Origin of the sequence: Psychrobacillus insolitus, assembly GCF_003254155.1 — a bacterium.
Lineage (GTDB): Bacteria > Bacillota > Bacilli > Bacillales_A > Planococcaceae > Psychrobacillus > Psychrobacillus insolitus.
This window is the reverse complement of the sequence record NZ_QKZI01000010.1, coordinates 24,776-47,548: the sequence shown is the minus strand read 5'-3', so window position 1 is coordinate 47,548 and position 22,773 is coordinate 24,776. Positions and strand designations below refer to the sequence as shown.

The window sequence follows — 22,773 nt, the reverse complement described above, 5'->3', positions numbered from 1 at the left end:
TTATTTTGCTGGAGGTATTCATATTATGGATCAATGGTTACAGAATGATGAACGGCTTGACTATTTATTGGCAGAAGATTTACGAATCATTCAAAGTCCTTCTGTTTTTTCCTTTTCTCTAGATGCGGTTTTACTTTCTAGATTTGCATATGTACCCATTAAAAGAGGCAAAATAGTTGATTTGTGTACTGGAAACGGTGTAATTCCTCTTTTTTTAAGTGCCCGAACAGAAGCTGAAATTATAGGAATTGAGTTACAAGATCGTTTAGCTGATATGGCAAAAAGAAGTGTTCAGTATAATAAGCTGGAAGAACAAATTTCAATTAAATTAGGCGATGTAAAAGGGATTTCAACAGAAATTGGTTCAGAAAAGTACGATGTTGTAACGTGTAACCCCCCTTATTTCCCTGCACACGAAGCAAGTGAAAAGAACTTAAAAGAACATTTAGCGATTGCACGGCATGAAATTCATCTTACTTTAGATGAAGCTGTTCGCTCTGCTAGCGAATTGTTGAAGCAAGGTGGAAAAGCTGCATTTGTTCATCGCCCCGGAAGACTTCTCGATATTGTTACTGCTATGAGAGCGAATCGTTTAGAACCGAAACGAATCCGCTTTGTCTATCCGAAAGAGGGAAAAGAGGCAAATACATTATTAATAGAAGCAATTAAAGATGGTAAACCCGATTTAAAAATATTACCGCCTTTATATGTATATGAAGAGAATGGGGAGTATACCAAAGAAGTGAATGAGATGCTATATGGAAAAAAATGAAAAAAAGCATACATTTTACGTGTTGGAATGCGGGGATGGTTCCTTCTACGCTGGTTATACAAATGACTTGAGAAAAAGAATTATTGTTCATAATGAAGGCAAGGGAGCAAAATATACACGAGCAAGACTCCCAGTCACTTGTATTCATAGTGAAGTATACAAAACGCAAACAGAAGCTATGCAAGCTGAATATGCATTTAAGCAATTAACAAGAAAGCAAAAAATTCACTATATGGGAAAGCGGGTAAACGATGAAATCTCAGAAATCGACAGAGCATGAACAGGGCAGTTGCTTGTATTTAGTTGCTACTCCCATCGGTAATTTGGAAGATATGACGATGCGTGCCATTCGAATACTAAAAGAAGTAGATATAATTGCTGCAGAAGATACTCGAAATACAAAAAAACTATGTAATTATTTTGAAATACATACACCATTAACAAGTTATCATGATCACAATCAACAAGTAGGTGGAGAAAAATTATTAGAATTACTTAGACAAGGAAAAAGTGTTGCGTTAGTAAGTGATGCAGGATTACCTTGTATTTCAGATCCGGGAGCAGATATCGTAGAAAAGGCTGTCAGTGAAGGCTTTGCAGTTGTCCCGATACCAGGAGCAAATGCAGCGCTTAGTGCACTAATAGCATCAGGATTATCAACACAACCATTTTTCTTTTATGGTTTTTTAAGTAGAAATAAAAAAGAGCGTAAAGAAGAGATTTCGAAGTTGCAAAAGAGACAGGAGTCTATTATTTTGTATGAGTCTCCACATCGCTTAAAAGATTCACTAAGAGATATGCAAACGATTATGGACGGAAATCGTCGAATTGTACTGGCAAGAGAATTGACCAAGAAGTTTGAAGAGTTTCTAAGAGGGACAATTGATGAAGCTGTGGAATGGGTAGAACAAGCAGAAATTCGTGGAGAGTTTTGTATTGTTCTTGAAGGAAGTAATGAAGCAGAGAATGAATCATCAGAAGTTCCTTATTGGGAAGCTTTAACGATAGAACAGCATGTGAACCATATAATGGAAGAAAAACAGTGTACATCAAAAGAGGCAATAAAAGAAGCAGCGATTCAAAGAGGGTTATCCAAAAGAGATGTATATCAAAGTTATCACGTAGAATAAATAAAACATCCGCTTTCTAATAGAAGGCGGATGTTTAACATTTCTTATTTAAGATTGCTTTGGATTTCTTTAATTAATAATTCTGCGCCTTCTGGGCTAAGAATTAGTTTTCCGCCAACTAGACGTAGGTTATCATCTGATACTTCACCAGTTACAGCACACGTCATGTTAGGCATGTATTTTTTAAGGATGATTTTGTCGTCATCAACATAGATTTCAAGAGCATCTTTTTCTGCAATACCTAATGTACGGCGAAGTTCTATAGGAATAACAACACGACCTAATTCATCAACTTTACGAACAATACCTGTAGATTTCATTATATTTTCTCCTTTCAAGAGGTTATATTATTCGTCAAAATTCGACATATATCTCTTTCATGTAATCTATCATACCAGTAAATACCATTTTCGTCAATTATTAATTTAGAAGAAGAAATGTTATTTTTATTAATATTACATTATATATCACTAATAATGACATATATTTGATGCATATTTATAAGTAAAAGTAATTATTTGGGGATATTAATTATAATTACTTGTTTTTTTAAAATGAATATCATTCGACATTATTCGATTTTGATTAATTATTTGAAACAAGTACTTCATTTCGTTAGAATAGAAGATAAAGTAGATTCTATATTGGAGGCGCCATAACATTGAAAGATCAACAAAAAACATTTTATTTAACTACACCAATTTATTATCCAAGTGGTAAATTCCATATTGGTACTGCGTATACAACGGTAGCGTCCGATGCAATGGCACGTTATAAAAGATTGCGAGGCTATGACGTTCGTTTCCTAACAGGAATGGATGAACATGGTCAAAAAATTCAAGAAAAAGCACAAGAAGCAAGTATGGAGCCTAAAGTTTATGTAGACGAAATTGCGGAAGCTGCTAAGACGTTGTGGAAACTAATGGATATTTCTTATGATGACTTTATTCAAACAACAGAAGAGCGCCATAAGAAGTCTGTCGAAAAGATTTTCCAAACGTTTTTAGACAATGGGGACATTTATAAAGGTGAGTATGAAGGTTGGTACTGTACACCTTGTGAATCATTTTATACAGAGTCACAATTAGAGGATGGGAATTGCCCAGATTGTGGTCGTCCGGTTCATAAAGTAAAAGAAGAATCGTACTTCTTTAATATGAAGAAATATGCAGATCGTTTACTAGCGTATTATGAAGAAAATTTAAAATTTATTGAGCCTGAATCTAGAAAAAATGAAATGATTAATAACTTTATCAAACCAGGTTTGGAAGATTTGTCTGTATCTAGAACTTCTTTTGACTGGGGAATTCAAGTACCTGGAGATCCGAAGCATGTTATTTATGTATGGGTGGATGCGTTAACGAATTATATTACGTCACTGGGATACCTTTCAGAGGACGATTCTTTATTCAATAAATACTGGCCAGCAGATGTTCACGTAGTTGGTAAAGATATTGTTCGTTTCCACACTATTTATTGGCCAATTTTCTTGATGGCATTAGATTTACCGCTTCCTAAGAAAGTATTTGCTCATGGATTTATCATGATGAAGGACGGTAAAATGTCTAAATCTAAAGGGAATGTAGTATCCCCAGAAATGTTAGTGGAACGTTTTGGACTAGATGCGACTCGTTACTTCTTATTACGTGAGCTTCCATTTGGACAAGATGGGGTATTTTCTCCAGAATCATTTGTAGAACGTACAAACTTTGACTTAGCAAATGATTTAGGTAATTTATTGAATCGAACGGTTTCTATGATTAATAAATATTTTGACGGAAAAATACCAGTGAACCAAGCCGAAGAGACGGAATTTGATCAAGTTCTTCAAAACTTTGCGAAAGATACTATTGAGAAATATGAAACTAATATGGAAAATATGCAGTTCAGTATAGTGTTAGGAGATATATGGGGACTCGTATCTCGTACAAATAAATATATTGATGAAACACAGCCATGGGTATTAGCAAAAGATGAGTCTACTAAAGGTAAATTAGCTGCAGTAATGACTAATTTGGCAGAAAGCTTGCGACAAATTGCTACATTAATCCAACCATTTATGACGAATAGTCCTAAACAAATAATCGAGCAATTAGGATTAACATCAGAGGCTTTACAATGGGACTCTTTAGGTTCATTTAATGTAATTGCTGATGGTACACAAGTAATTAGTGCTGGAGTTCCGATCTTCCCGAGATTAGATGTAGATGTTGAAGTAGCGTATATTAGAGAGCAAATGCTTGGTTCTGTAAAAACAGAGCAAGTAGAACCTGCAATAGAAGTAAAACCGCAAACAGAAGAAATTTCTATTGATGATTTCTTAAAAGTAGATTTAAGGGTAGCTACTGTTCTTGCTTGTGAACCAATTCCTAAAGCGGATAAATTATTAAAACTTCAATTAGATATGGGATATGAAAAACGCCAAGTCGTTTCTGGAATTGCCGAGCACTATAAGCCAGAAGAACTAATTGGCAAAAAAGTCATTGTTGTAGCTAATTTAAAACCAGTCAAACTTAGAGGTGAATTGTCTCAAGGAATGATTCTTGCCGGTGGAAAAGATGGTTATTTAACACTTGCTACAGTGGATGAAAAACTTGAAAATGGTGCTCAAGTTAAATAATAGAATCAAATTTGCTTTAAAAAATAGACCTGTCGCTATATAGTGGCAGGTTTTTTAAAAAATTATTTTTAGATAGTATTTTACGCTATATAAATTTAATGCTGAAATTAAAAGGAGATAAATTATGTATATAGATACACATGTGCATTTAAATGCAGATCAATATGAAGAAGATCTTCAAGAAGTTATCAATCGTGCGTTAGAAGCGAATGTAACAAAAATGGTTGTTGTTGGGTTTGACCGAAAAACAATTGAAAAAGCAATGCAACTAGCAGCAGACTATACGTTTATTTACGCAGTAATTGGCTGGCATCCAGTAGATGCAATCGATTGTACAGAAGAAGACTTACAATGGATCGAAGAACTTTCTGCCAATGAAAAAGTAGTTGGTATTGGTGAAACAGGACTTGATTATTACTGGGATAAATCACCAAAAGATGTTCAACAAGCATTATTTAGAAAACAAATACGCTTAGCTCAAAAAGTAAAATTACCAATAATTATTCATAATAGAGAAGCTACAGAAGATGTTGTACGAATCTTACATGAAGAAGAAGCTCATTTAACTGGTGGCATTATGCATTGCTATGGTGGAAGTGTTGAAACAGCTAAACAGTGCATCGATATGAACTTTATGATTTCCCTTGGAGGACCAGTTACGTTTAAGAATGCAAAGAAACCAAAAGAGGTAGCAACAGAAATTCCTTTAGAGCATTTATTAATTGAAACAGATGCACCATATTTAGCACCGCATCCTCATCGTGGAAAGAGAAATGAACCAGCGTTAGTTACTTTAGTTGCGGAAGAAATTGCTCGTCTGAAAGGTATTTCTGTAGAAGAAGTTGCTGCTGCAACCACACAAAATGCAAAAAAGTTTTTTGGTATTAATTGATTAGAACTATGCTTTTTTTGCTCTTATAATAAAAGATCTCAATTAGTTAAAATAAACCTGAAGTGTTGACAAGCTGAAGAGGAATCTATATAATCACTCGAGTGAACAAGGAGGTGTTTTTCATGATAAAAAAATCCATGAAAAACCTGTTCTTTCAGTCATTGAGGACTAAGCAAACACTAGTAACAGTAGCATCTTTCATGTTATTTCTTGCAGTAGTTTCTTTCGTATTATTCGAAGGAACAAAGAAAAATGTAGCTCTAACAGTTAATGGTGAACAACAAGAAATTTTAACGCATGCAAATACAGTTGGTGAACTTCTAGAGCAAAACGCAATAGAAGTCGCAAATGAAGATTATATACAACCCTCAGTGAACACTACAATCTCAAATGATTTATCGGTTGAGTGGGAGCAGGCAATAAAAATAGATATCATAGTAGGTGGAGAGACGAAAACAATCTCGACAACTGCTGATGTAGTTTCAGAAGTACTAGCAGAGGCTAATGTTCAAATCGCCGAACATGATGCAGTAACACCTGCCGCAGACGCGGAGGTCGGACCTAACGGCATAATTGCTCTCGAAAAAGCGTTCGAAGTAACACTAGTAGATGGCAAGGAAGAAACGAAGGTATGGTCCACTTCGACTACGGTCGCTGACTTTTTAAAACAACATAACATTCAATTGAATGAATTCGACCGAGTAGAACTGGCAATGGATGAGTTAATACTTCCGGAATCTGTTATACAAGTAGTGCGAGTAGAAAAGGTCACCGATGTAGTTGAGGAAGAAACAAACTTTGCAGTAGAAACGAAAAAAGATGACTCGCTATTAAAAGGGAAAGAAAAAGTAGTGCAAGCTGGAGAAAAAGGTTCAGTTAAACGCACGTATGAAGTAGTAAAAGAAAACGACAAAGAAGTTTCTCGTAATCTTTTAAATGAAGAGGTAGAGAAAGAGTCTACGAAAAAAGTGATTGCAGTAGGAACAAAAATAGTGACGGCTAGTGTCCCTCAAGGGAAAAAAGTAGCGACAGCTAGTGTTTCTCAAGGGAAAAAAGTAGCGACAACTAGTGTTTCTCGTGGAGCAAGTTCATCTGAAGAGCCAGCACAAGGAAAAGAATTTTATGTAACAGCAACCGCATATACAGCATATTGTAATGGTTGTTCTGGAATTACAGCAACAGGCATTAATTTAAAAGAAAATCCAAACTTAAAGGTTATTGCTGTTGATCCAAGTGTGATACCACTCGGGTCAAAAGTATGGGTAGAAGGCTATGGTTATGCAGTAGCTGGAGATACTGGTGGCGCTATTAAGGGAAGTAAAATTGATTTATTTATGCCTTCTAAATCTCAAGCGTATGATTTTGGGCGTAAAAAAGTGCTTGTTAAAGTTTTAAATTAATGCAATATAGCTTTCCCTGTCATTGATTGGGAGGGCTTTTTTGCGTTATGATAGAGAGCAGTAAAAGGAAAGAAAAGAGGAAGTTTACTTGCGTATAAAAGAAGTAATAGTTGTAGAAGGTAAAGATGACACAACAGCTGTAAAAAGGTCAGTTGATGCAGATACGATTGAAACTAATGGATCTGCTATTTCTAAAGAAACACTTATGAAAATAAAGCATGCTCAAGAAAAAAGAGGCGTTATTGTCTTTACCGATCCTGATTATCCTGGAAGACGTATACGTGCCATCATAGAAGAACATGTTCCTGGAGTAAAACATGCATTTTTGTCAAAGGAAAAAACAATTGCCAAAAATGGAAAAGGATTAGGAATTGAACATGCAAAAGATGAAGATATTCGAAGTGCGCTCGAAAATGTGTATACTCCAAAAACGGAAACAGACACTACTACTGAAATACCAATAAAAATGTTGGTTGAAGCAAGATTAATTGGATATTCAAACTCAAGGGACCGTAGAACGAAGCTTGGAGAATTATTGAAAATAGGTTATACGAATGGAAAACAGTTACAAAAGCGACTTTCCGTTTTTCAAATTAGTCTGAAGCAGCTAGAAGAAGCAATCTCGCAGCTCAATATGGAGGAAAAATAATTTATGCAAAAAGATATAGCGACACCAATACGTACACAAGAAATATTAAAAAAATACGGGTTTTCTTTCAAAAAAAGTTTAGGACAAAACTTTTTAATTGATCCAAATATTTTACGCAATATTGTGAGTCATGCAGATCTTACGAAAAATTCCGCTGCAATAGAAATAGGTCCAGGGATTGGTGCATTAACAGAAAATTTAGCGCGAGAAGCAGGGAAAGTAGTAGCTTTCGAAATCGATCAGCGTTTACTTCCGGTATTAGCGGATACTCTTTCTCCGTATGATAACGTTGAAATCATACATGGAGATATTCTAGAAGCGGATGTAAAGAAGGTTTTAGAAGAGCAATTAGCGGACTATGAAGATGTAATGGTAGTAGCCAATTTACCTTATTATGTAACGACACCAATTTTGTTAAAGTTGTTAATGGACCGTTTACCGATTAGAGGCATGGTTGTGATGATGCAAAAAGAGGTAGCAGACCGCATCACAGCAAAACCTAGTACAAAGGCGTATGGGTCTCTTTCCATTGCTATTCAATACTATATGAAAGCCGAAGTAGCTATGACTGTTCCTAAAACAGTTTTCATGCCACAACCAAATGTCGACTCAGCTGTAATTAAATTAACACGCTACGAAAAGCCTCCAGTAAATGTAATTGATGAAGATTTCTTCTTTAAAGTATCAAGAGGGTCTTTTGTTCAAAGAAGAAAAACAATCATAAATAACTTGCAATCATCGTTGCCTAACGGGAAAGAAAAGAAAGATTTAATTGTGCAATGCTTAGAAAAAGTGAATGTTGATCCGATTAGAAGAGGCGAAACTTTGTCTATTGAGGAATTTGGTCGGTTAGCAGATGAGCTATACCCCCATTTCCATTAATCCCACTTGTTACAATATTTGTCATGTCTGTGAAGAACATGCTGGAGTCAGAAAAAATATATTGACAAGAGTAGTAAATGATTGATAAAATATCATGTTTGACAAATCATAAAAGTGATGATATAATAGTATCTAGTGAGGTGTAATCGAAATGCCAAAAACTTTAGCTGATATTAAAAAGTCATTAGATCATCATTTAGGTAAACGTTTGCAATTAAAAGCAAACGGAGGACGTAAGAAAACAATCGAACGTGCCGGTGTACTAAGAGAAACTTATCATGCAGTATTCGTTATCGACTTGGATCAAGATGAAAATTCTTTTGAACGTGTATCTTATAGTTATGCAGACATTTTGACAGAAGCAGTAGAAATCACTATTTTTGATGAAGCAAATAATTTAATAGTTGTAAAATGATTTTTAGAACTTTTACTTTTAATATTTTTAGAAAAAAACTCGTTTTTCATTCTCATGAATGAAAAACGAGTTTTTTTCTGTTTTACGGACATACTAAAAAAGCTAGTTATTAAAAAGGAGGATTCACCATATGTCCAGAAAAGGTATTATGTCTAAAGAATTAAAAGAAGAGATCGCCAAAGATCTTGGATTTTATGATGTAGTCAAGGCCGAGGGCTGGGGTGGAATAAAGTCACGTGATGCAGGTAACATGGTAAAACGAGCAATTGAAATGGCTGAACAACAAACGAACAAAAAAAAGTAAGTCTTGTGAATGTCCAACAATAGAGCTCGACATGCTTGACCGCGAGATTAAAAAAATCCAAAATAACTAGTAAGAGTTGTCCCGAGGTAATTTTGGGGCAACTCTTTTGCGTAGGAACGCGACTCCAACCAAGCACTCCTCAAACGAACCTATCCAAAAATAACTCAAAACCTCAAAAATGCCCAAAACTCACATACGACATATTTTAAAATAAGTACAAAAACAGGAGGGAAGTCTCTTTTGGCACTTATTTCTGGATAAGTCGTATAGTAATTTTGCTATATTTTACAAATCATCATTAATAAAATACAGCAAGATATTAAACGTATAGAAATGAAAGGTGTCAACCTAATTACAGTACTTGCTTGGTTTCTAAGAGCGCGCCGAAAATGACCATTTAGAAAAGGACACTGACTGTTTTCTTATCCAAAAAGAATGTCATGTGTTAAAATAATGAACAATATAAATTTGAAAGGAGGCAGATGGAATGTACTACGTAAAAGCACCTGCTAAAATTAATTTAACACTCGATGTATTACATAAACGTTCAGATGGCTACCATGAAGTTGAAATGATTATGACTACTGTAGATTTGGCGGATCGTATTGGATTAGAAATAAGAGAAGATGAGAAAATTCAAATTCTTTCTGTCGATCGATTTGTTCCAAATGATTACCGTAACTTAGCTTATCAAGCAGCTAAGTTACTAAAGGATACGTATCATGTGAAATTGGGAGTTTCAATTACAATAGAAAAAAACATTCCAGTAGCGGCTGGACTTGCTGGAGGCAGTAGCGATGCTGCGGCCACATTAAGAGGGCTTAATACACTTTGGGGTTTAGGCTTGTCGTTGGAAGAGCTTGCCCAACTTGGAACGAAGATTGGTTCAGATGTCGCATTTTGTGTATACGGAGGAACTGCTCTCGCAACTGGCAGGGGGGAACTAATTCAAGAATTACCAGCCCCTCCAAATAGTTGGGTCATTCTTGCAAAACCGACTCTAGGTGTTTCAACAGCAGATATATACGGAAAAATGAAGCTTGATAAAATTATACATCCGAAAACAAACCAAATGATCGAAGCGATTGAGAACAAAGATTTTTATCAAATGTGTGATTCTATCGGAAATGTGCTAGAAGATGTGACATTAAAATTATATCCAGAGGTTGCTGTTTTAAAAGAACAGATGCAAAAATTTGGAGCAGACGCAGTGTTAATGAGTGGAAGTGGTCCAACAGTATTTGGGCTAGTTCAACAGGAGTCAAGAGTGCAGAGAGTTTATAATGGACTTCGTGGTTTTTGTGATGAAGTTTATGCTGTTCGCTTAATCGGTGAAAGGGATACACTTGCTTAAACACGGATGATTGTGTTAAATTCGTATTAAAACATTCGTGTTTGGAGGTACTTATATGAAATGGAAAAGAAGCGAACGTTTAGTAGATATGACGCAATACTTAATGGAACATCCACATAAACTAATCCCTTTAACATATTTTGCTTCTTTATATCAATCAGCTAAATCTTCTATTAGCGAAGATTTAACGATTGTTAAAGAAACTTTTGAAGAAAGAGGACGAGGACTACTTATTACCGTACCAGGAGCAGCTGGAGGTGTAAAATTCATACCGACGATGACGACTCAAGATGTACATGAAATTGCATCAAATTTAATGGAGCAGTTATCCAAAGCTGAACGGTTATTACCGGGTGGATATTTATATATGACAGACTTACTTGGAAATCCTTCTCTTATGAATAAATTGGGAAAAGTATTTGCATCCGCATTTGCAAATGAAAAAATTGATGCGATTATGACGGTAGCAACAAAAGGTATTCCAATTGCACATGCGATTGCAAGACATTTAAACGTACCAGTCGTAGTAGTACGTAGAGACAGTAAAGTAACAGAAGGCCCTACTGTAAGTATTAATTACGTGTCTGGTTCTGCACGACGTATTCAAACGATGGTTCTTTCTAAAAGAAGCATGGAAAAAGGCCAACGTGTGCTAATCACGGATGACTTTATGAAAGTCGGCGGTACGATTAACGGGATGAAGAGCCTACTTGAAGAATTTAACTGTGAATTAGCTGGTATTGCAGTGTTAGTAGAGGCAGAGCATGCAGATGAGCAATTAGTAAAAAATTATTTATCACTTATAAAACTGCATGAAGTAAATGAAAAAGATGGTACTATTGTTTTAACAGAAGGAAACTATTTTGAGAAAGGTGGAAATTTAGATGAAAGCAGTATCAACAACTAATGCACCAGCAGCTATTGGACCATATGTACAAGGAGTTATTGTAAATGGCATGTTTTATAGTTCAGGACAAATTCCTTTGACTCCACAAGGAGAAGTAGTAGAAGGTTCTATTACAGAGCAAACAGCACAAGTATTTGCAAATCTGGATGCAGTCCTTACAGAAGCGGGCTCTTCGTTATCAAAAGTAGTTAAAACATTAGTATTTCTAAAAGATATGAATGATTTTGCTGAATTCAATGAAGCCTACGACAAACACTTTGCAGGTCACAAACCAGCGCGTTCTGCTGTAGAGGTAGCAAGATTACCTAAAGATGTAAAAGTAGAAATTGAAGTAATTGCAATCGTATAATAGATTAGTAAGCGTGTTTTCTTCGGAAAACACGCTTTTCTTACGCTTTAAACTACCATTTTAAAATATTCAAAAAAGTATTCTTAATAAAGAAGGATAATAATAACATTTGTTGAATAATAAATTGTAGACTAGATTTTGTAAAAAGGATGAGGGGTGGTGAGAGAATGGAAGTTACGGACGTGAGGTTACGTAAAGTACTAACAGATGGCCGTATGAAAGCAATTGCTTCCATTACACTGGACAACGAGTTTGTTGTACATGATATTCGAGTGATTGATGGAAACGCAGGATTATTTGTTGCGATGCCAAGTAAACGAACCCCCGATGGAGATTTTCGAGACATTGCACATCCAATAAATGCTGAAACACGGAATAAATTTCAAGAAGCAGTTTTATACGCGTATTATTTAAATGAAGAAGAAGTTGAACAATTAGAAGAAGTAGTCGAAGAAGCAATCGTATAACAACAAAAAACCATTTCTCAACTAGAAATGGTTTTTTGTTGGGAAATTTTATAATAATACTTGCTTTGTCATGTATTTGTCAATAGATATTTCCTTGAAAAACCACTCAATTTCAGCTATAGTCAAGAGAGGAAATTAGCCTACTGGAGGTAAATTGAAAAATGACAAACACTTATGCGGTTGTATTGGCAGCTGGTAAAGGAACTCGTATGAAGTCAAGTCTATATAAAGTACTGCATCATGTATGTGGGAAACCTATGGTAGAACACGTTGTAGAAAACATGGAAAAACTTAACGTCGAGAAAATTGTCACAATTGTTGGCCATGGTGCAGAAACTGTGAAAAGTGAGCTCGGTGAAAGAAGTGAATATGTACTTCAAGCTGAACAACTTGGAACTGCTCATGCTGTATTACAAGCGGAGAACTTACTTGCAAATCTTTCGGGGACCACAATTGTTATCTGTGGAGATACACCGCTGATTACTGCAGAAACAATGCGTGATTTGCTTTCACATCACAAAGAATCTGGGGCGAAAGCAACTGTTCTAACTGCAATAGCGAATGATCCAACAGGTTATGGAAGAATCATACGTGCTAGAGATGGTGCCGTAAAAAATATTGTGGAACAAAAAGATGCATCAACACAAGAGCTGTTGGTACAAGAGATAAATTCCGGAACATATTGCTTTGATAACGAAGCGTTATTTAGAACATTAAAACTAGTGAAAAATGAAAATGCACAAGGTGAATATTACTTACCAGATGTAATTGAGATTTTACAAAAAGAAGGAGAAATCATATCTGCTTTTGCAGCAAAAGATTTTGATGAAATTCTTGGTGTAAATGATCGAATCGCATTATCTCAAGCTGAGCAAACAATGAAAACTCGTATTGCATATCATCATATGCGAGAAGGAGTAACAATCATTGATCCTCAAAGTACATACATTAGTAGCGACGCAGTCATTGGAGCAGATACAATTATTCAACCTGGTGTTCTTATTGAAGGTAAAACAATAATTGGTAAAAATTGTGTAATTGGTCCAAATAGTCATATTGTCTCAAGTACTATTGGAGATGCAACGAAGATCCATTCTTCCGTTGTTCTTTCAAGCACGGTAGGTGACCATACTGCAGTTGGACCATTTGCTCATATCCGACCTCAATCAGATATAGGAAATGAAGTAAAAGTAGGAAACTTTGTCGAAGTGAAGAAATCGACAGTAGGAAATGGTAGTAAAATCTCTCATTTAAGTTATATGGGTGACGCAGTCATAGGAACTAACGTGAATATTGGTTGTGGAACAATTACAGTGAATTATGATGGAAAAAATAAATATCTAACAACAATTGGAGACGATGTATTTGTTGGTTGTAACTCCAATTTAATAGCACCAATCAGTATTGGCAATAAAGCGTATGTTGCTGCAGGTTCTACAATCACAAAAGATGTACCTGGAGAAGCACTTGCAATTGGTCGAGTTCGACAAGAAAACAAAGAAGGCTACGTCAGTAAGTTAAAACTAAAATAACCTATCATTCAGGAGGATCATCCATGCCATCTCAATATGCAGACTCAAAGTTAAAGTTATTTACATTAAACTCCAATAGAGAATTAGCGGGTCAAATCGCGACAGAAATAGGAATTCCACTAGGGAAAAATACAGTTACAAGATTCAGTGATGGAGAAGTCCAAATCAATATTGAAGAAAGTATTCGTGGATGTGACGTATTTATCGTGCAATCAACTTCGGGTCCTGTAAACGAGCATATTATGGAATTATTAATTATGCTAGATGCATTGAAACGTGCTTCAGCTCGTACAATTAGTGTTGTTTTGCCTTATTATGGATATGCTCGTCAAGATAGAAAAGCACGTGCACGTGAACCAATTACTGCTAAGCTTGTAGCAGATCTGTTAACTACTGCTGGAGCAACTCGTGCAATTGTACTTGATTTACATGCTCCTCAAATTCAAGGATTCTTTAATATTCCTATTGATCACTTAGTTGCAGCGCCAATTTTATCTGATTATTTCTTGACAAAAGATTTTGATCCGGCAGAATTAGTTATTGTATCACCAGATCACGGCGGAGTTACACGCGCATGTAAAATGGCAGATCGTTTGAAAGCACCTATTGCGATCATCGATAAACGTCGTCCTCGTCCAAACGTTGCGGAAGTAATGAATATCGTTGGTAATGTAGAAGGAAAGACATGTATCTTAATTGATGATATTATTGATACTGCAGGTACTATTTCAATTGCAGCAGCAGCTTTAATGGAAAGTGGAGCTAAAGAAGTTTACGCTTGCTGCACACATCCAGTATTATCAGGCCCTGCTATTCAACGTATCAATGATTCTGTTATTAAAGAATTGGTAATTACAAACTCAATTCAATTATCAGAAGGAAAAACATCTCCAAAAATCAAAGAGTTATCTGTAGCTAAACTGTTAGCAGACGCAATTGTACGTGTATATGAAGAGAAATCAGTAAGTACATTATTTGATTAATCATAAAAAGGTTTGAAGTTTTATATAAGTGGGTATACACTTATATAGTAGGTATTAGCAGGAGGATGAAGAATATATGAGTACAACAGTTAAAGCACAAAAACGTGAGCAAAAAGAGAATGCAAGTTTAAGACAAAAAGGGTTTATCCCGGCAGTCGTTTACGGATATAAGATGGATACACAAGCAGTAGCAGTGAGCGAAAAAGAATTACTTAAAACAATTCGTGAAGTTGGTCGTAATGGTGTTTTGAAGTTAGACGTAGATGGTACATCTGTAAACGTTGTAATGAATGATTACCAAATGAACGTATTAAAAGGTGAAATGATTCATGTAGACTTTTTAGCGATTAACATGAAGGAAGAATTAGAAGTAAGTGTGCAAGTTCACTTAGTTGGTACTTCTGTAGGAGTTTCTGAAGGTGGAATGATTCAACAGCCAAACCGAGAATTAATGATTACAGTAAAACCATCTGATATTCCAGAAAATATTGATGTGGATGTATCAGGACTGGGCATTGGTGATATATTAACAGTAGCGGATATTCGCGATAAAACGAAGTATACAATTATCAATGAAGATGATTTTGCATTAGCGATTGTTTCTGCTCCTCGAGTAGAAGAAGAGCCTGAGGAATCAGTAGCAGCAGTAGAAGAAAAACCAGCTGAATAATAAACAAAGAAAAAAGAGATTGTCTTACTGGCAATCTCTTTTCTTTTTGTTTATGATAAAATAAATGAAATATATATTTAAAGGAATGGAAATGAATGAGAATCATTGTAGGTCTTGGTAACCCAGGTAAACAGTATGAAGCAACGAGACATAATATCGGCTTTTATGTAATAGATGAATTAGCAAAGCGTTTGAATATACCAATGACTCAGTCTAAATTTAATGGGATGTATGGTATAGCTCAAGTAGGAACAGAGAAAGTTATGCTTTTGAAACCATTAACATATATGAATTTATCGGGTGAATGCATTATTCCGATGATGGATTATTTTGACGTTGAGGACAACCAAATAGTGGTTATTTACGATGATTTAGACTTACAAGTAGGAAAACTTCGTCTCCGTCAAAAAGGGAGCGCAGGTGGACACAATGGCATTAAATCAATTATTCAGCATTTAGGAACGCAAGAATTCAATCGTATTCGAATAGGTATTGATCGACCTAAAAATGGTATGAAGGTATCAGATTATGTGTTATCTAAGTTTAGTGAAGATGAAAAGCCCGATATGATGGAAGCAATCAATAAAAGTGCTACAGCTTGTGAAGATTGGTTGTCAAAAAAATTCTTAGATGTAATGAATACATACAATGGTGCATAAATTGTAAGGTAAATACCTATACTTCCTAAAAAGGGGGAGTTATAGGTATGACGATTCGTTATAAATGCCGCCATTGTGAAACGGAGATAGGACAATTGCCGTTCGATTCAATAGATGATCAATTTCTTCTCAAAAATGAACTTACATTAGAAGAACAAGATTCGTATATAGAACATGGAACGGAAGGGAACTATACGGTTAATTGTATTTGTGAAGATTGCCAAAAATCTCTTCAAAAGTTTCCGAATTATTACGCATTAAAAAAGTGGATACAGTAAGGACGCTTTGGCACGGTTTTTCGTGCACAAAGCCTTTTTCTGTTTTTATAGTAGGGGGTTTGCATAGAGATGAAACTTTTAAGTAATTTACTAATCGAAGATACACACATAGAGAAGTTAGTGAAAGAGTTAGAGAGTGGTAAAGATCAGCAACTATTAACGGGGTTATCCGGTAGTGCGAGAGCTGTTTTTATTAATATGCTATACAACGTACGCCAAAAAGCGATGCTTATTGTGGCACCTAATTTACTGCACGCTCAAAAGCTAACGGAGGACTTGGTAAAGCTAGTAGGTGAAGACTTAGTACGTTTATATCCTGCCGATGAACTTATAGCTGCAGATATTTCTATAGCAAGTCCAGAGCTTCGAGGGCAGCGTATCGAAGCGTTAAATCATATGTTAACGAAGAAAAATGGAATTTATATCGTCCCTATTGCTGGTTTGAAAAAACATATGCCAACAGAAAAGGATTGGCGTGACAGTACGATTCATGTTGTAGAAGGCGAAGAAATAGTGTTAGAAGCATTATTATTGAGCTTCGTGAATATGGGATATGTTCGACAACCAATGGTTACTGCACCAGGGGAGTTTGCGTTAAGGGGTGGAATTGTTGATATATATCCGATTTACCTTGAGAATCCGATACGTATTGAACTATTTGATACGGAAGTAGATTCTATACGTACATTTTCTGCAGAAGATCAACGTTCGTTAGAAAAGTTAACAGAGATTAGACTATTACCTGCAACAGAATATGTCTTAACAGAAGAAAAAAAGAAAGTACTTGCTCATAAATTAGAGGATGCATTAGCCGAGACTTTGGAAAAAGTAAAAGTTCCTGAGATGAAAGAGTTATTTTATCAAAATATCCAACATGATATTGAACTTTTAAAGCATGGTGAACAGCCAAAAGGATTTATGAAATATGTGTCTTTGCTAGAAGAGAAACCAAGCTTTTTAGGTCACTATTTCGATCAAAATGGAATGGTTTTATTCGACGAGCTTGGAAGAATTCAAGAAGTAATGGAAACATTAGAACGAGAAGAAAATGATTGGTTTTTGTCTTTACTAGAAGAAGGGAAAACGGTGCATGATGTAAAGCCTTCATTTAATTTAAAAGAAATTATCGGCATGTTGTCAAATGAAAAAATTTATTTTTCATTATTTGCACGCACATTTTCTGGGATTACGTTTAAAAAGAGCCTAAGTTTTTCCTGTAAGCCAATGCAAAATTTCCATGGGCAGATGCATCTACTAAAAAATGAAGTTGATAGATTTACACAAGGGAAATTCCGCGTCATCATTTTTGCGGATGGAAAAGATCGAGTGCAAAAAGTTCATGAAGTTCTAGAAGATTATGAAATAGTTTCTAAAATAGGAGCAGAAGCCGAGGATTTAAAAAATTCCGGTATATTTATCTTAGATGGAGATTTAGATACCGGATTTGAATTACCTCTACAACGCATTGCTGTTATTACGGATTCTGAATTATTTAAACAGAAGCAAAAGAAAAAATCCAGAGCCCAAAAAATTACAAACGCAGAACGTATTAAAAGTTATTCTGAGATAAAAGCTGGAGATAGTGTTGTACATATTCATCATGGGATTGGGAAATATATAGGAATAGAGACGCTACTAGTAAATGGAATTCATAAAGATTATTTGCATATTCGTTATCGCGGAGAAGATAAACTATTTGTTCCAGTAGATCAAATTGACATGATTCAAAAATATGTAGCTTCCGGTGAGAGAGATCCAAAGTTACACAAATTAGGTGGGGCAGAGTGGAAGAAAACTAGAACGAAGGTATCTGCCGCTATCCAAGATATTGCAGACGAGTTAATAAAGCTTTATGCAAAAAGAGAAGCGGAAGTTGGGTACGCTTTTGAACCAGATGGGGAGATGCAGCAGTCATTTGAAGCAGCTTTCCCATATGAAGAAACAGTGGATCAGCTACGTACGATTCAAGAAGTAAAAGTAGATATGGAAAGGCCAAGGCCAATGGATCGTCTCGTTTGTGGAGATGTTGGTTACGGCAAAACAGAAGTGGCAATTCGTGCTGCATTTAAAGCAGTAATGGAAGGAAAGCAAGTTGCCTTCCTTTGTCCTACAACTATTTTGGCGCAACAACATTATGAAACAATGATAGAACGCTTTCAGGATTTCCCTATAGAAGTTGGTTTATTAAGTCGTTTCCGTTCGAAAAAGCAACAAACGGAAACATTAACAAGTCTAAAAAAAGGTCTTGTAGATGTAGTAGTTGGGACGCATCGAATACTATCAAAAGATGTTGTGTATCATGACTTGGGGCTTTTAGTAGTCGACGAAGAACAACGATTTGGTGTAAAACATAAAGAAAAGATTAAACACTTAAAAACAAATGTAGATGTTATGACACTTACGGCAACTCCGATTCCGAGAACTTTGCATATGTCGATGGTTGGCGTACGTGACTTATCTGTCATAGAAACACCACCGAAAAACCGTTTTCCGGTGCAAACGTATGTAATGGAGTTTAATGCTGCGCTTGTTAGAGAAGCGATTGAAAGAGAACTTGCAAGGGGAGGACAGGCGTTTTATCTATATAATCGAGTAGAGGATATTACTAGAAAAGTAGATGAAATACAAATGTTAGTTCCAAGTGCAAGAGTAGGATATGCTCATGGTCAAATGGCTGAATCTGAGCTAGAATCTGTGATCATTAGCTTTTTAGAAGGCGAGTACGATGTGCTAGTTACTACGACGATTATTGAAACAGGAATAGATATACCAAATGTAAATACACTCATCATACATGATGCAGACAAGATGGGATTGTCTCAATTGTATCAATTACGTGGGCGTGTTGGACGTTCTAATCGTGTAGCCTATGCTTATCTAATGCATCAGCACGATAAAGTTTTAACGGATGTAGCAGAAAAAAGATTACAAGCAATAAAAGAATTTACGGAACTTGGATCAGGTTTCAAAATTGCTATGCGTGATTTATCTATTCGAGGAGCCGGAAACTTATTAGGTTCTCAGCAACATGGATTTATCGATTCTGTTGGATTTGATTTGTATACGCAAATGCTTGAAGATGCTATTGAAGAAAGACGTACAGGTATTAGAAAAGAAGATATACAAGATTTAGAAATTGTTTTATCCACTGAGGCTTATATAACGGATGAGTATATTCCAGACGGCTATCAAAAAATTCAAATGTATAAGCGAGTGAAAGCTATGGATCAAGTAGAGGAATACTCAGATCTAGTAGATGAGTTGCAAGACAGATTTGGCGATCTTCCTCTCCAGACAGAAACATTACTACGAATCGCACGCATGAAAATTTGGGGTAAATCAGTAGGAGTAGAATCGATTAAAGAAGTAAATAAAGTTGTATCGATCCGTTTTAGTGTAGAAGGTACACAAATGATAAATGGTGCAATGCTTGTAGAAGAATCCATGAAATATGGTCGTTCGGTAGGTTTTAGTATGGATGGTGCAAGTTTAGTTATAACAATAGATGAACGCAAAACAGGTAAGTTTAATGCATTTGATGTATTAGAGGAAATGATGAAACTTTTACCACAAGCGAAAAAAGAACCAACACAAGCAAAATAAACCTCTTTGCATATTATTTGGTAGTGTGATGCATACTATGGCAGAAATGAACTTTAATTTCCATTCTGTCGAAAGTGAGGCACATCAGATGAAAGCAACAGGCATCGTACGTCGAATTGATGATTTAGGTCGTGTAGTGATTCCAAAAGAAATACGTCGAACACTTCGAATCCGTGAAGGGGATCCACTAGAAATCTTTACGGACCGAGAAGGGGAAGTCATATTAAAGAAGTATTCACCTATTAGTGAGCTCGGAGAATTTGCAAAAGAGTATGCGGAAACTTTGTATGAAACTCTGGGCACTCCAGTTTTGATAAGCGATCGAGATGAAATGATTGCAGTAGCAGGGTTAACCAAAAAGGATTACATGAACAGAAGGCTTAGTCCAGATGTCGATGAACTCTTAGCAAAACGAACAATTATTACTGAAAAACACGAGAACACAGTTGAGTGGGTGCAAGGTGTCGTTGAAACAGTTAAATCATATTGTATAGCCCCTATAATTTCTTCAGGGGATTCAATTGGGGCTGTTTTTTTACTATCTAAAGTTCATTTTGTCGGAGAAGCAGAGCTTAAATCTGTAGAAACGGCAGCAAATTTTTTAGCAAAACAAATGGAAAGTTAAAATGGGTCTTCCTCTTTAAAAAGAGGGAGGCTTGTTTTATTGCCAGATTAGGAAGTAGAAGAATGATATACGATTTTTTCTTGAGTACTTTGGACAGTTTTATTATCTTACACTTTTACTTAAAAGAAAAACAATGACTTAAGAAAGTGACGCAGTCGCTTTCTTAAGTCATTCCTCTTTTTAGTAGTTGTGTAACTAATGACTGTCCGTCGCTTTCTAAGAATAATCGTAATCATTGTGTGAAAGCTTTTGTTAAGAAGAGAGGAGCCACATGTCTTTTAAAGAGGACGCCGAAGATGATATTTCGGCTGTCATGTCCCCTCTTACTTTGATGAATGCTCCTTCTGCTGATTTTCGTTCCGAGCGGCGACTCCAGTGGTTTTCGCGACGAGGAGGCTCACCGCACGCCCCACGGAAAGCGTCCGCTCGGAACGAAAATCAGTGTGGATCAGGGTTTTATTTCAAAGATAAGAAAGTATATAGAATTTCTGCATAAAACTGTCTAGCTCCAGCGCCTTGCCCCTCGGGGTCAAATGGGTAATCACTGCGGTGGCTGAGAAGCTGCCTCCTCGCGATTCCCCATTTGCCTGTCGGGGCAGTAATAGGCGCTTCCGCTTTTCTTATGTATAATAATGCTATTGCTAGACGGGAGAAGGATTTGGATTATGACTAATGAATGGAATATGAAAACGTATATGAAAGGTGCGGTGATGCTCACGATTGCAGCGATTATTGTAAAGTTACTTAGTGCAGTCTATCGCGTACCCTTTCAAAACTTAGTTGGAGATGAAGGCTTTTACATTTATCAACAAGTATATCCGTTCATCGGGATTGTGACGACCTGGACTTCTTATGGATTTGCAGTAGCATTATCCAAAATATTATCGGATTATAAAGCATCTGGAAATGCATATGCCATTCCAAGAATTAGACAGATTGCTTTTGTATATATAAGTATTATTTCGATCGTGTTTTTTGGGATTTTATATTTGGGAGCAAATAATATAGCGAATTTGATGGGTGACGTACAGCTTGCCCAATTATTAAAGGTGGGTTCTTACGTTATTTTGCTGATGCCGATGCTTGCCGTTCTAAAAGGTGAATTTCAATCCGATGGTCGCATGGGACCGGTCGCCTATGCTCAAGTTGTGGAACAAGCAGTTCGGGTATCAGTTATTTTGATTGGAACATGGATTGTAGTTCAGAGTAGCTTTAATTTATATAAAGCTGGAAGTATGGCGATGTACGGGGCAGTGGCAGGAGAACTTGTAGGAGTAGTGTTTCTTTCAGTTATTTATTGGAAGGCAAGGAAAAGAAAAACAATAAAAATGCAACAACATGTACCTCTTTGGCCGATTGTAAAGGATCTAACAATGGTTAGTATCAGTGCGAGTATAAGTGCTCTACTATTTTTACTATTACAATTAGTAGATTCGTTTACAGTTTTTCAAATGCTATTAGAAAATGGCATGGAGAAGCAACAAGCGATGGTGAAAAAAGGGATTTACGATCGCGGCCAACCACTTGTCCAACTTGGGATTGTCATTTCTTCTACTTTATCCTTAGCAATTGTTCCACTTGTTGCACATCGTATGAATAGAGCAAAAGGTAGAACGGCCATTCCTTTCATTCAGTTAACTTACCGAGTGGCTTTTACATTTGGAATTGCCGCATCACTAGGACTGATAGCAGTTCTACCATATGTGAATGAAATGCTATTCCAAACGCGAGATGAATCGGGTACATTAATGGTATTTTCTCTTCAAATTGTATGGATGTCGTTAATATTAACTTTGATGGCAATGCTACAAGGAAGTGGGAAAATCATGGTGCCTACACTTTTTTTATTGCTAGGTGTGTGCAGTAAATGGGTGTTAAATGGTATGCTTATACCATCATATGGAGTTATGGGAGCAGCTATTTCTGGAAATATTAGTTTAGTAATTGTGTTTCTCTTAATGCTTTATTATTTTAAAAAGAATTGGAAGATCCAGTTCGCACCAATTGCTTTTTATAAAGGAATTACGTGGGCGTCAATATGCATGATTATTGGTGTTACAGCTTATGTGGTACTAGCGGATACTATCCTACTGGATCATTTGTCTAGTCGAATTCAGTCGGTCGTTATATCCCTTACTGCAGTAACAATAGGTGCGGGGATATTCTTAATCATTGTAGCCAAAAAACGTGTCATTGCAGAAAAAGAGTGGTTTTTATTGCCATTTGGAAGAAGAATGGCAGCTTTTCAATTATGGTTAAATAAAGAAAAGTAAGGTTGTGAG

General features: G+C 36.1%; 23 protein-coding genes. 22 read left to right on the top strand and 1 reads right to left on the bottom strand.

Annotation, left to right across the window (positions count from 1 at the left end):
- The first annotated feature begins 25 nt into the window (after nucleotides 1-25).
- The 3 genes from C7437_RS15090 to rsmI are packed head-to-tail and all read left to right on the top strand — an operon-like array spanning nucleotide 26 to nucleotide 1,902.
- Nucleotides 26-772, top strand: coding sequence for a tRNA1(Val) (adenine(37)-N6)-methyltransferase (locus C7437_RS15090; protein ID WP_111440842.1), 747 nt, complete (start codon nucleotides 26-28; stop codon nucleotides 770-772).
- Entirely contained in the window at nucleotides 759-1,052 is a 294-nt protein-coding gene (locus C7437_RS15085) for a GIY-YIG nuclease family protein (RefSeq protein WP_111440840.1), read from the top strand. Before C7437_RS15090 ends, C7437_RS15085 begins: the two co-directional genes overlap by 14 nt.
- Nucleotides 1,024-1,902 (top strand): 16S rRNA (cytidine(1402)-2'-O)-methyltransferase, encoded by an 879-nt coding sequence (rsmI, locus tag C7437_RS15080; protein ID WP_111440838.1) that lies wholly within the window; start codon nucleotides 1,024-1,026, stop codon nucleotides 1,900-1,902. Before C7437_RS15085 ends, rsmI begins: the two co-directional genes overlap by 29 nt.
- 44 nt (nucleotides 1,903-1,946) lie before the next feature.
- On the opposite strand, the gene C7437_RS15075 is transcribed toward rsmI, so the two are convergent.
- Complete coding sequence (locus C7437_RS15075) at nucleotides 1,947-2,222, bottom strand: transition state genes transcriptional regulator AbrB (RefSeq protein WP_053592248.1); 276 nt, start codon at nucleotides 2,220-2,222, stop codon at nucleotides 1,947-1,949.
- Between the two features lie 341 nt (nucleotides 2,223-2,563).
- Here C7437_RS15075 and metG point away from each other — a divergent pair, with 341 nt between their 5' ends.
- The 19 genes from metG to C7437_RS14975 all read left to right on the top strand — a co-directional run bounded on the left by metG (nucleotide 2,564) and on the right by C7437_RS14975 (nucleotide 22,764).
- The gene (gene metG / locus C7437_RS15070; protein WP_111440836.1) at nucleotides 2,564-4,522 is read left to right on the top strand and encodes a methionine--tRNA ligase; all 1,959 of its coding nucleotides are present in this window, start codon (nucleotides 2,564-2,566) and stop codon (nucleotides 4,520-4,522) included.
- A gap of 124 nt (nucleotides 4,523-4,646) precedes the next feature.
- Entirely contained in the window at nucleotides 4,647-5,414 is a 768-nt protein-coding gene (locus C7437_RS15065; RefSeq protein ID WP_111440834.1) for a TatD family hydrolase, read from the top strand.
- A 122-nt stretch (nucleotides 5,415-5,536) separates the two neighbouring features.
- Nucleotides 5,537-6,814, top strand: coding sequence for a G5 and 3D domain-containing protein (locus C7437_RS15060; protein WP_111440832.1), 1,278 nt, complete (start codon nucleotides 5,537-5,539; stop codon nucleotides 6,812-6,814).
- Nucleotides 6,815-6,902: 88 nt separating this feature from the next.
- Nucleotides 6,903-7,463 (top strand): ribonuclease M5, encoded by a 561-nt coding sequence (rnmV, locus tag C7437_RS15055; protein WP_111440830.1) that lies wholly within the window; start codon nucleotides 6,903-6,905, stop codon nucleotides 7,461-7,463.
- Nucleotides 7,464-7,466: 3 nt separating this feature from the next.
- Nucleotides 7,467-8,345, top strand: a complete 879-nt coding sequence (gene rsmA / locus C7437_RS15050) for a 16S rRNA (adenine(1518)-N(6)/adenine(1519)-N(6))-dimethyltransferase RsmA (RefSeq protein ID WP_111440828.1) — start codon at nucleotides 7,467-7,469, stop codon at nucleotides 8,343-8,345.
- Between the two features lie 151 nt (nucleotides 8,346-8,496).
- A complete protein-coding gene (gene veg, locus C7437_RS15045; RefSeq protein WP_053591096.1) occupies nucleotides 8,497-8,760 on the top strand; it encodes a biofilm formation stimulator Veg in 264 nt (87 codons plus the stop codon).
- Between the two features lie 130 nt (nucleotides 8,761-8,890).
- The gene (locus C7437_RS15040) at nucleotides 8,891-9,064 is read left to right on the top strand and encodes a small, acid-soluble spore protein, alpha/beta type (protein ID WP_111440826.1); all 174 of its coding nucleotides are present in this window, start codon (nucleotides 8,891-8,893) and stop codon (nucleotides 9,062-9,064) included.
- A 487-nt stretch (nucleotides 9,065-9,551) separates the two neighbouring features.
- Nucleotides 9,552-10,418: a 4-(cytidine 5'-diphospho)-2-C-methyl-D-erythritol kinase gene (ispE, locus tag C7437_RS15035; RefSeq protein ID WP_111440824.1), complete on the top strand. Its 867-nt coding sequence runs from the start codon at nucleotides 9,552-9,554 to the stop codon at nucleotides 10,416-10,418.
- A 55-nt stretch (nucleotides 10,419-10,473) separates the two neighbouring features.
- Entirely contained in the window at nucleotides 10,474-11,325 is an 852-nt protein-coding gene (gene purR / locus C7437_RS15030; protein WP_111440822.1) for a pur operon repressor, read from the top strand.
- On the top strand, nucleotides 11,303-11,674 hold the full coding sequence (locus tag C7437_RS15025; protein ID WP_111440820.1) for a RidA family protein: 372 nt from the start codon (nucleotides 11,303-11,305) through the stop codon (nucleotides 11,672-11,674). Before purR ends, C7437_RS15025 begins: the two co-directional genes overlap by 23 nt.
- A gap of 167 nt (nucleotides 11,675-11,841) precedes the next feature.
- Complete coding sequence (gene spoVG / locus C7437_RS15020; RefSeq protein WP_111440818.1) at nucleotides 11,842-12,141, top strand: septation regulator SpoVG; 300 nt, start codon at nucleotides 11,842-11,844, stop codon at nucleotides 12,139-12,141.
- Nucleotides 12,142-12,302: 161 nt separating this feature from the next.
- Nucleotides 12,303-13,673: a bifunctional UDP-N-acetylglucosamine diphosphorylase/glucosamine-1-phosphate N-acetyltransferase GlmU gene (glmU, locus tag C7437_RS15015; RefSeq protein ID WP_111440816.1), complete on the top strand. Its 1,371-nt coding sequence runs from the start codon at nucleotides 12,303-12,305 to the stop codon at nucleotides 13,671-13,673.
- Between the two features lie 23 nt (nucleotides 13,674-13,696).
- Complete coding sequence (locus C7437_RS15010; RefSeq protein WP_111440814.1) at nucleotides 13,697-14,656, top strand: ribose-phosphate diphosphokinase; 960 nt, start codon at nucleotides 13,697-13,699, stop codon at nucleotides 14,654-14,656.
- 76 nt (nucleotides 14,657-14,732) lie between these two features.
- Nucleotides 14,733-15,326 carry a 50S ribosomal protein L25/general stress protein Ctc gene (locus C7437_RS15005; RefSeq protein WP_111440811.1) on the top strand — a complete coding sequence of 198 codons (594 nt, stop codon included), beginning with the start codon at nucleotides 14,733-14,735 and terminating at the stop codon, nucleotides 15,324-15,326.
- Nucleotides 15,327-15,421: 95 nt separating this feature from the next.
- The gene (pth, locus tag C7437_RS15000) at nucleotides 15,422-15,985 is read left to right on the top strand and encodes an aminoacyl-tRNA hydrolase (RefSeq protein ID WP_111440809.1); all 564 of its coding nucleotides are present in this window, start codon (nucleotides 15,422-15,424) and stop codon (nucleotides 15,983-15,985) included.
- 47 nt (nucleotides 15,986-16,032) lie between these two features.
- Nucleotides 16,033-16,263, top strand: coding sequence for an anti-sigma-F factor Fin (locus C7437_RS14995; protein ID WP_111440807.1), 231 nt, complete (start codon nucleotides 16,033-16,035; stop codon nucleotides 16,261-16,263).
- A gap of 69 nt (nucleotides 16,264-16,332) precedes the next feature.
- Nucleotides 16,333-19,866, top strand: a complete 3,534-nt coding sequence (gene mfd / locus C7437_RS14990) for a transcription-repair coupling factor (protein ID WP_111440806.1) — start codon at nucleotides 16,333-16,335, stop codon at nucleotides 19,864-19,866.
- Between the two features lie 88 nt (nucleotides 19,867-19,954).
- Nucleotides 19,955-20,491: a stage V sporulation protein T gene (gene spoVT / locus C7437_RS14985; RefSeq protein ID WP_111440857.1), complete on the top strand. Its 537-nt coding sequence runs from the start codon at nucleotides 19,955-19,957 to the stop codon at nucleotides 20,489-20,491.
- A gap of 665 nt (nucleotides 20,492-21,156) precedes the next feature.
- On the top strand, nucleotides 21,157-22,764 hold the full coding sequence (locus C7437_RS14975; protein WP_111440802.1) for a putative polysaccharide biosynthesis protein: 1,608 nt from the start codon (nucleotides 21,157-21,159) through the stop codon (nucleotides 22,762-22,764).
- Nucleotides 22,765-22,773 lie beyond the last annotated feature (9 nt).

Excerpts from the sequence above, each read along its gene's own strand:
- C7437_RS15005 (WP_111440811.1), top strand. The coding sequence starts at position 14,733 with ATGAGTACAACAGTTAAAGCACAAAAACGTGAGCAAAAAGAGAATGCA.
- mfd (WP_111440806.1), top strand. The coding sequence starts at position 16,333 with ATGAAACTTTTAAGTAATTTACTAATCGAAGATACACACATAGAGAAG.
- rsmI (WP_111440838.1), top strand. The coding sequence starts at position 1,024 with ATGAAATCTCAGAAATCGACAGAGCATGAACAGGGCAGTTGCTTGTAT.
- C7437_RS15075 (WP_053592248.1), bottom strand. The coding sequence starts at position 2,222 with ATGAAATCTACAGGTATTGTTCGTAAAGTTGATGAATTAGGTCGTGTT.
- C7437_RS15040 (WP_111440826.1), top strand. The coding sequence starts at position 8,891 with ATGTCCAGAAAAGGTATTATGTCTAAAGAATTAAAAGAAGAGATCGCC.
- C7437_RS15065 (WP_111440834.1), top strand. The coding sequence starts at position 4,647 with ATGTATATAGATACACATGTGCATTTAAATGCAGATCAATATGAAGAA.
- purR (WP_111440822.1), top strand. The coding sequence starts at position 10,474 with ATGAAATGGAAAAGAAGCGAACGTTTAGTAGATATGACGCAATACTTA.
- C7437_RS15085 (WP_111440840.1), top strand. The coding sequence starts at position 759 with ATGGAAAAAAATGAAAAAAAGCATACATTTTACGTGTTGGAATGCGGG.
- C7437_RS14975 (WP_111440802.1), top strand. The coding sequence starts at position 21,157 with ATGACTAATGAATGGAATATGAAAACGTATATGAAAGGTGCGGTGATG.
- spoVG (WP_111440818.1), top strand. The coding sequence starts at position 11,842 with ATGGAAGTTACGGACGTGAGGTTACGTAAAGTACTAACAGATGGCCGT.
- rsmA (WP_111440828.1), top strand. The coding sequence starts at position 7,467 with ATGCAAAAAGATATAGCGACACCAATACGTACACAAGAAATATTAAAA.
- C7437_RS15060 (WP_111440832.1), top strand. The coding sequence starts at position 5,537 with ATGATAAAAAAATCCATGAAAAACCTGTTCTTTCAGTCATTGAGGACT.
- spoVT (WP_111440857.1), top strand. The coding sequence starts at position 19,955 with ATGAAAGCAACAGGCATCGTACGTCGAATTGATGATTTAGGTCGTGTA.
- C7437_RS15090 (WP_111440842.1), top strand. The coding sequence starts at position 26 with ATGGATCAATGGTTACAGAATGATGAACGGCTTGACTATTTATTGGCA.
- C7437_RS15010 (WP_111440814.1), top strand. The coding sequence starts at position 13,697 with ATGCCATCTCAATATGCAGACTCAAAGTTAAAGTTATTTACATTAAAC.
- glmU (WP_111440816.1), top strand. The coding sequence starts at position 12,303 with ATGACAAACACTTATGCGGTTGTATTGGCAGCTGGTAAAGGAACTCGT.
- veg (WP_053591096.1), top strand. The coding sequence starts at position 8,497 with ATGCCAAAAACTTTAGCTGATATTAAAAAGTCATTAGATCATCATTTA.
- pth (WP_111440809.1), top strand. The coding sequence starts at position 15,422 with ATGAGAATCATTGTAGGTCTTGGTAACCCAGGTAAACAGTATGAAGCA.
- ispE (WP_111440824.1), top strand. The coding sequence starts at position 9,552 with ATGTACTACGTAAAAGCACCTGCTAAAATTAATTTAACACTCGATGTA.
- C7437_RS15025 (WP_111440820.1), top strand. The coding sequence starts at position 11,303 with ATGAAAGCAGTATCAACAACTAATGCACCAGCAGCTATTGGACCATAT.
- C7437_RS14995 (WP_111440807.1), top strand. The coding sequence starts at position 16,033 with ATGACGATTCGTTATAAATGCCGCCATTGTGAAACGGAGATAGGACAA.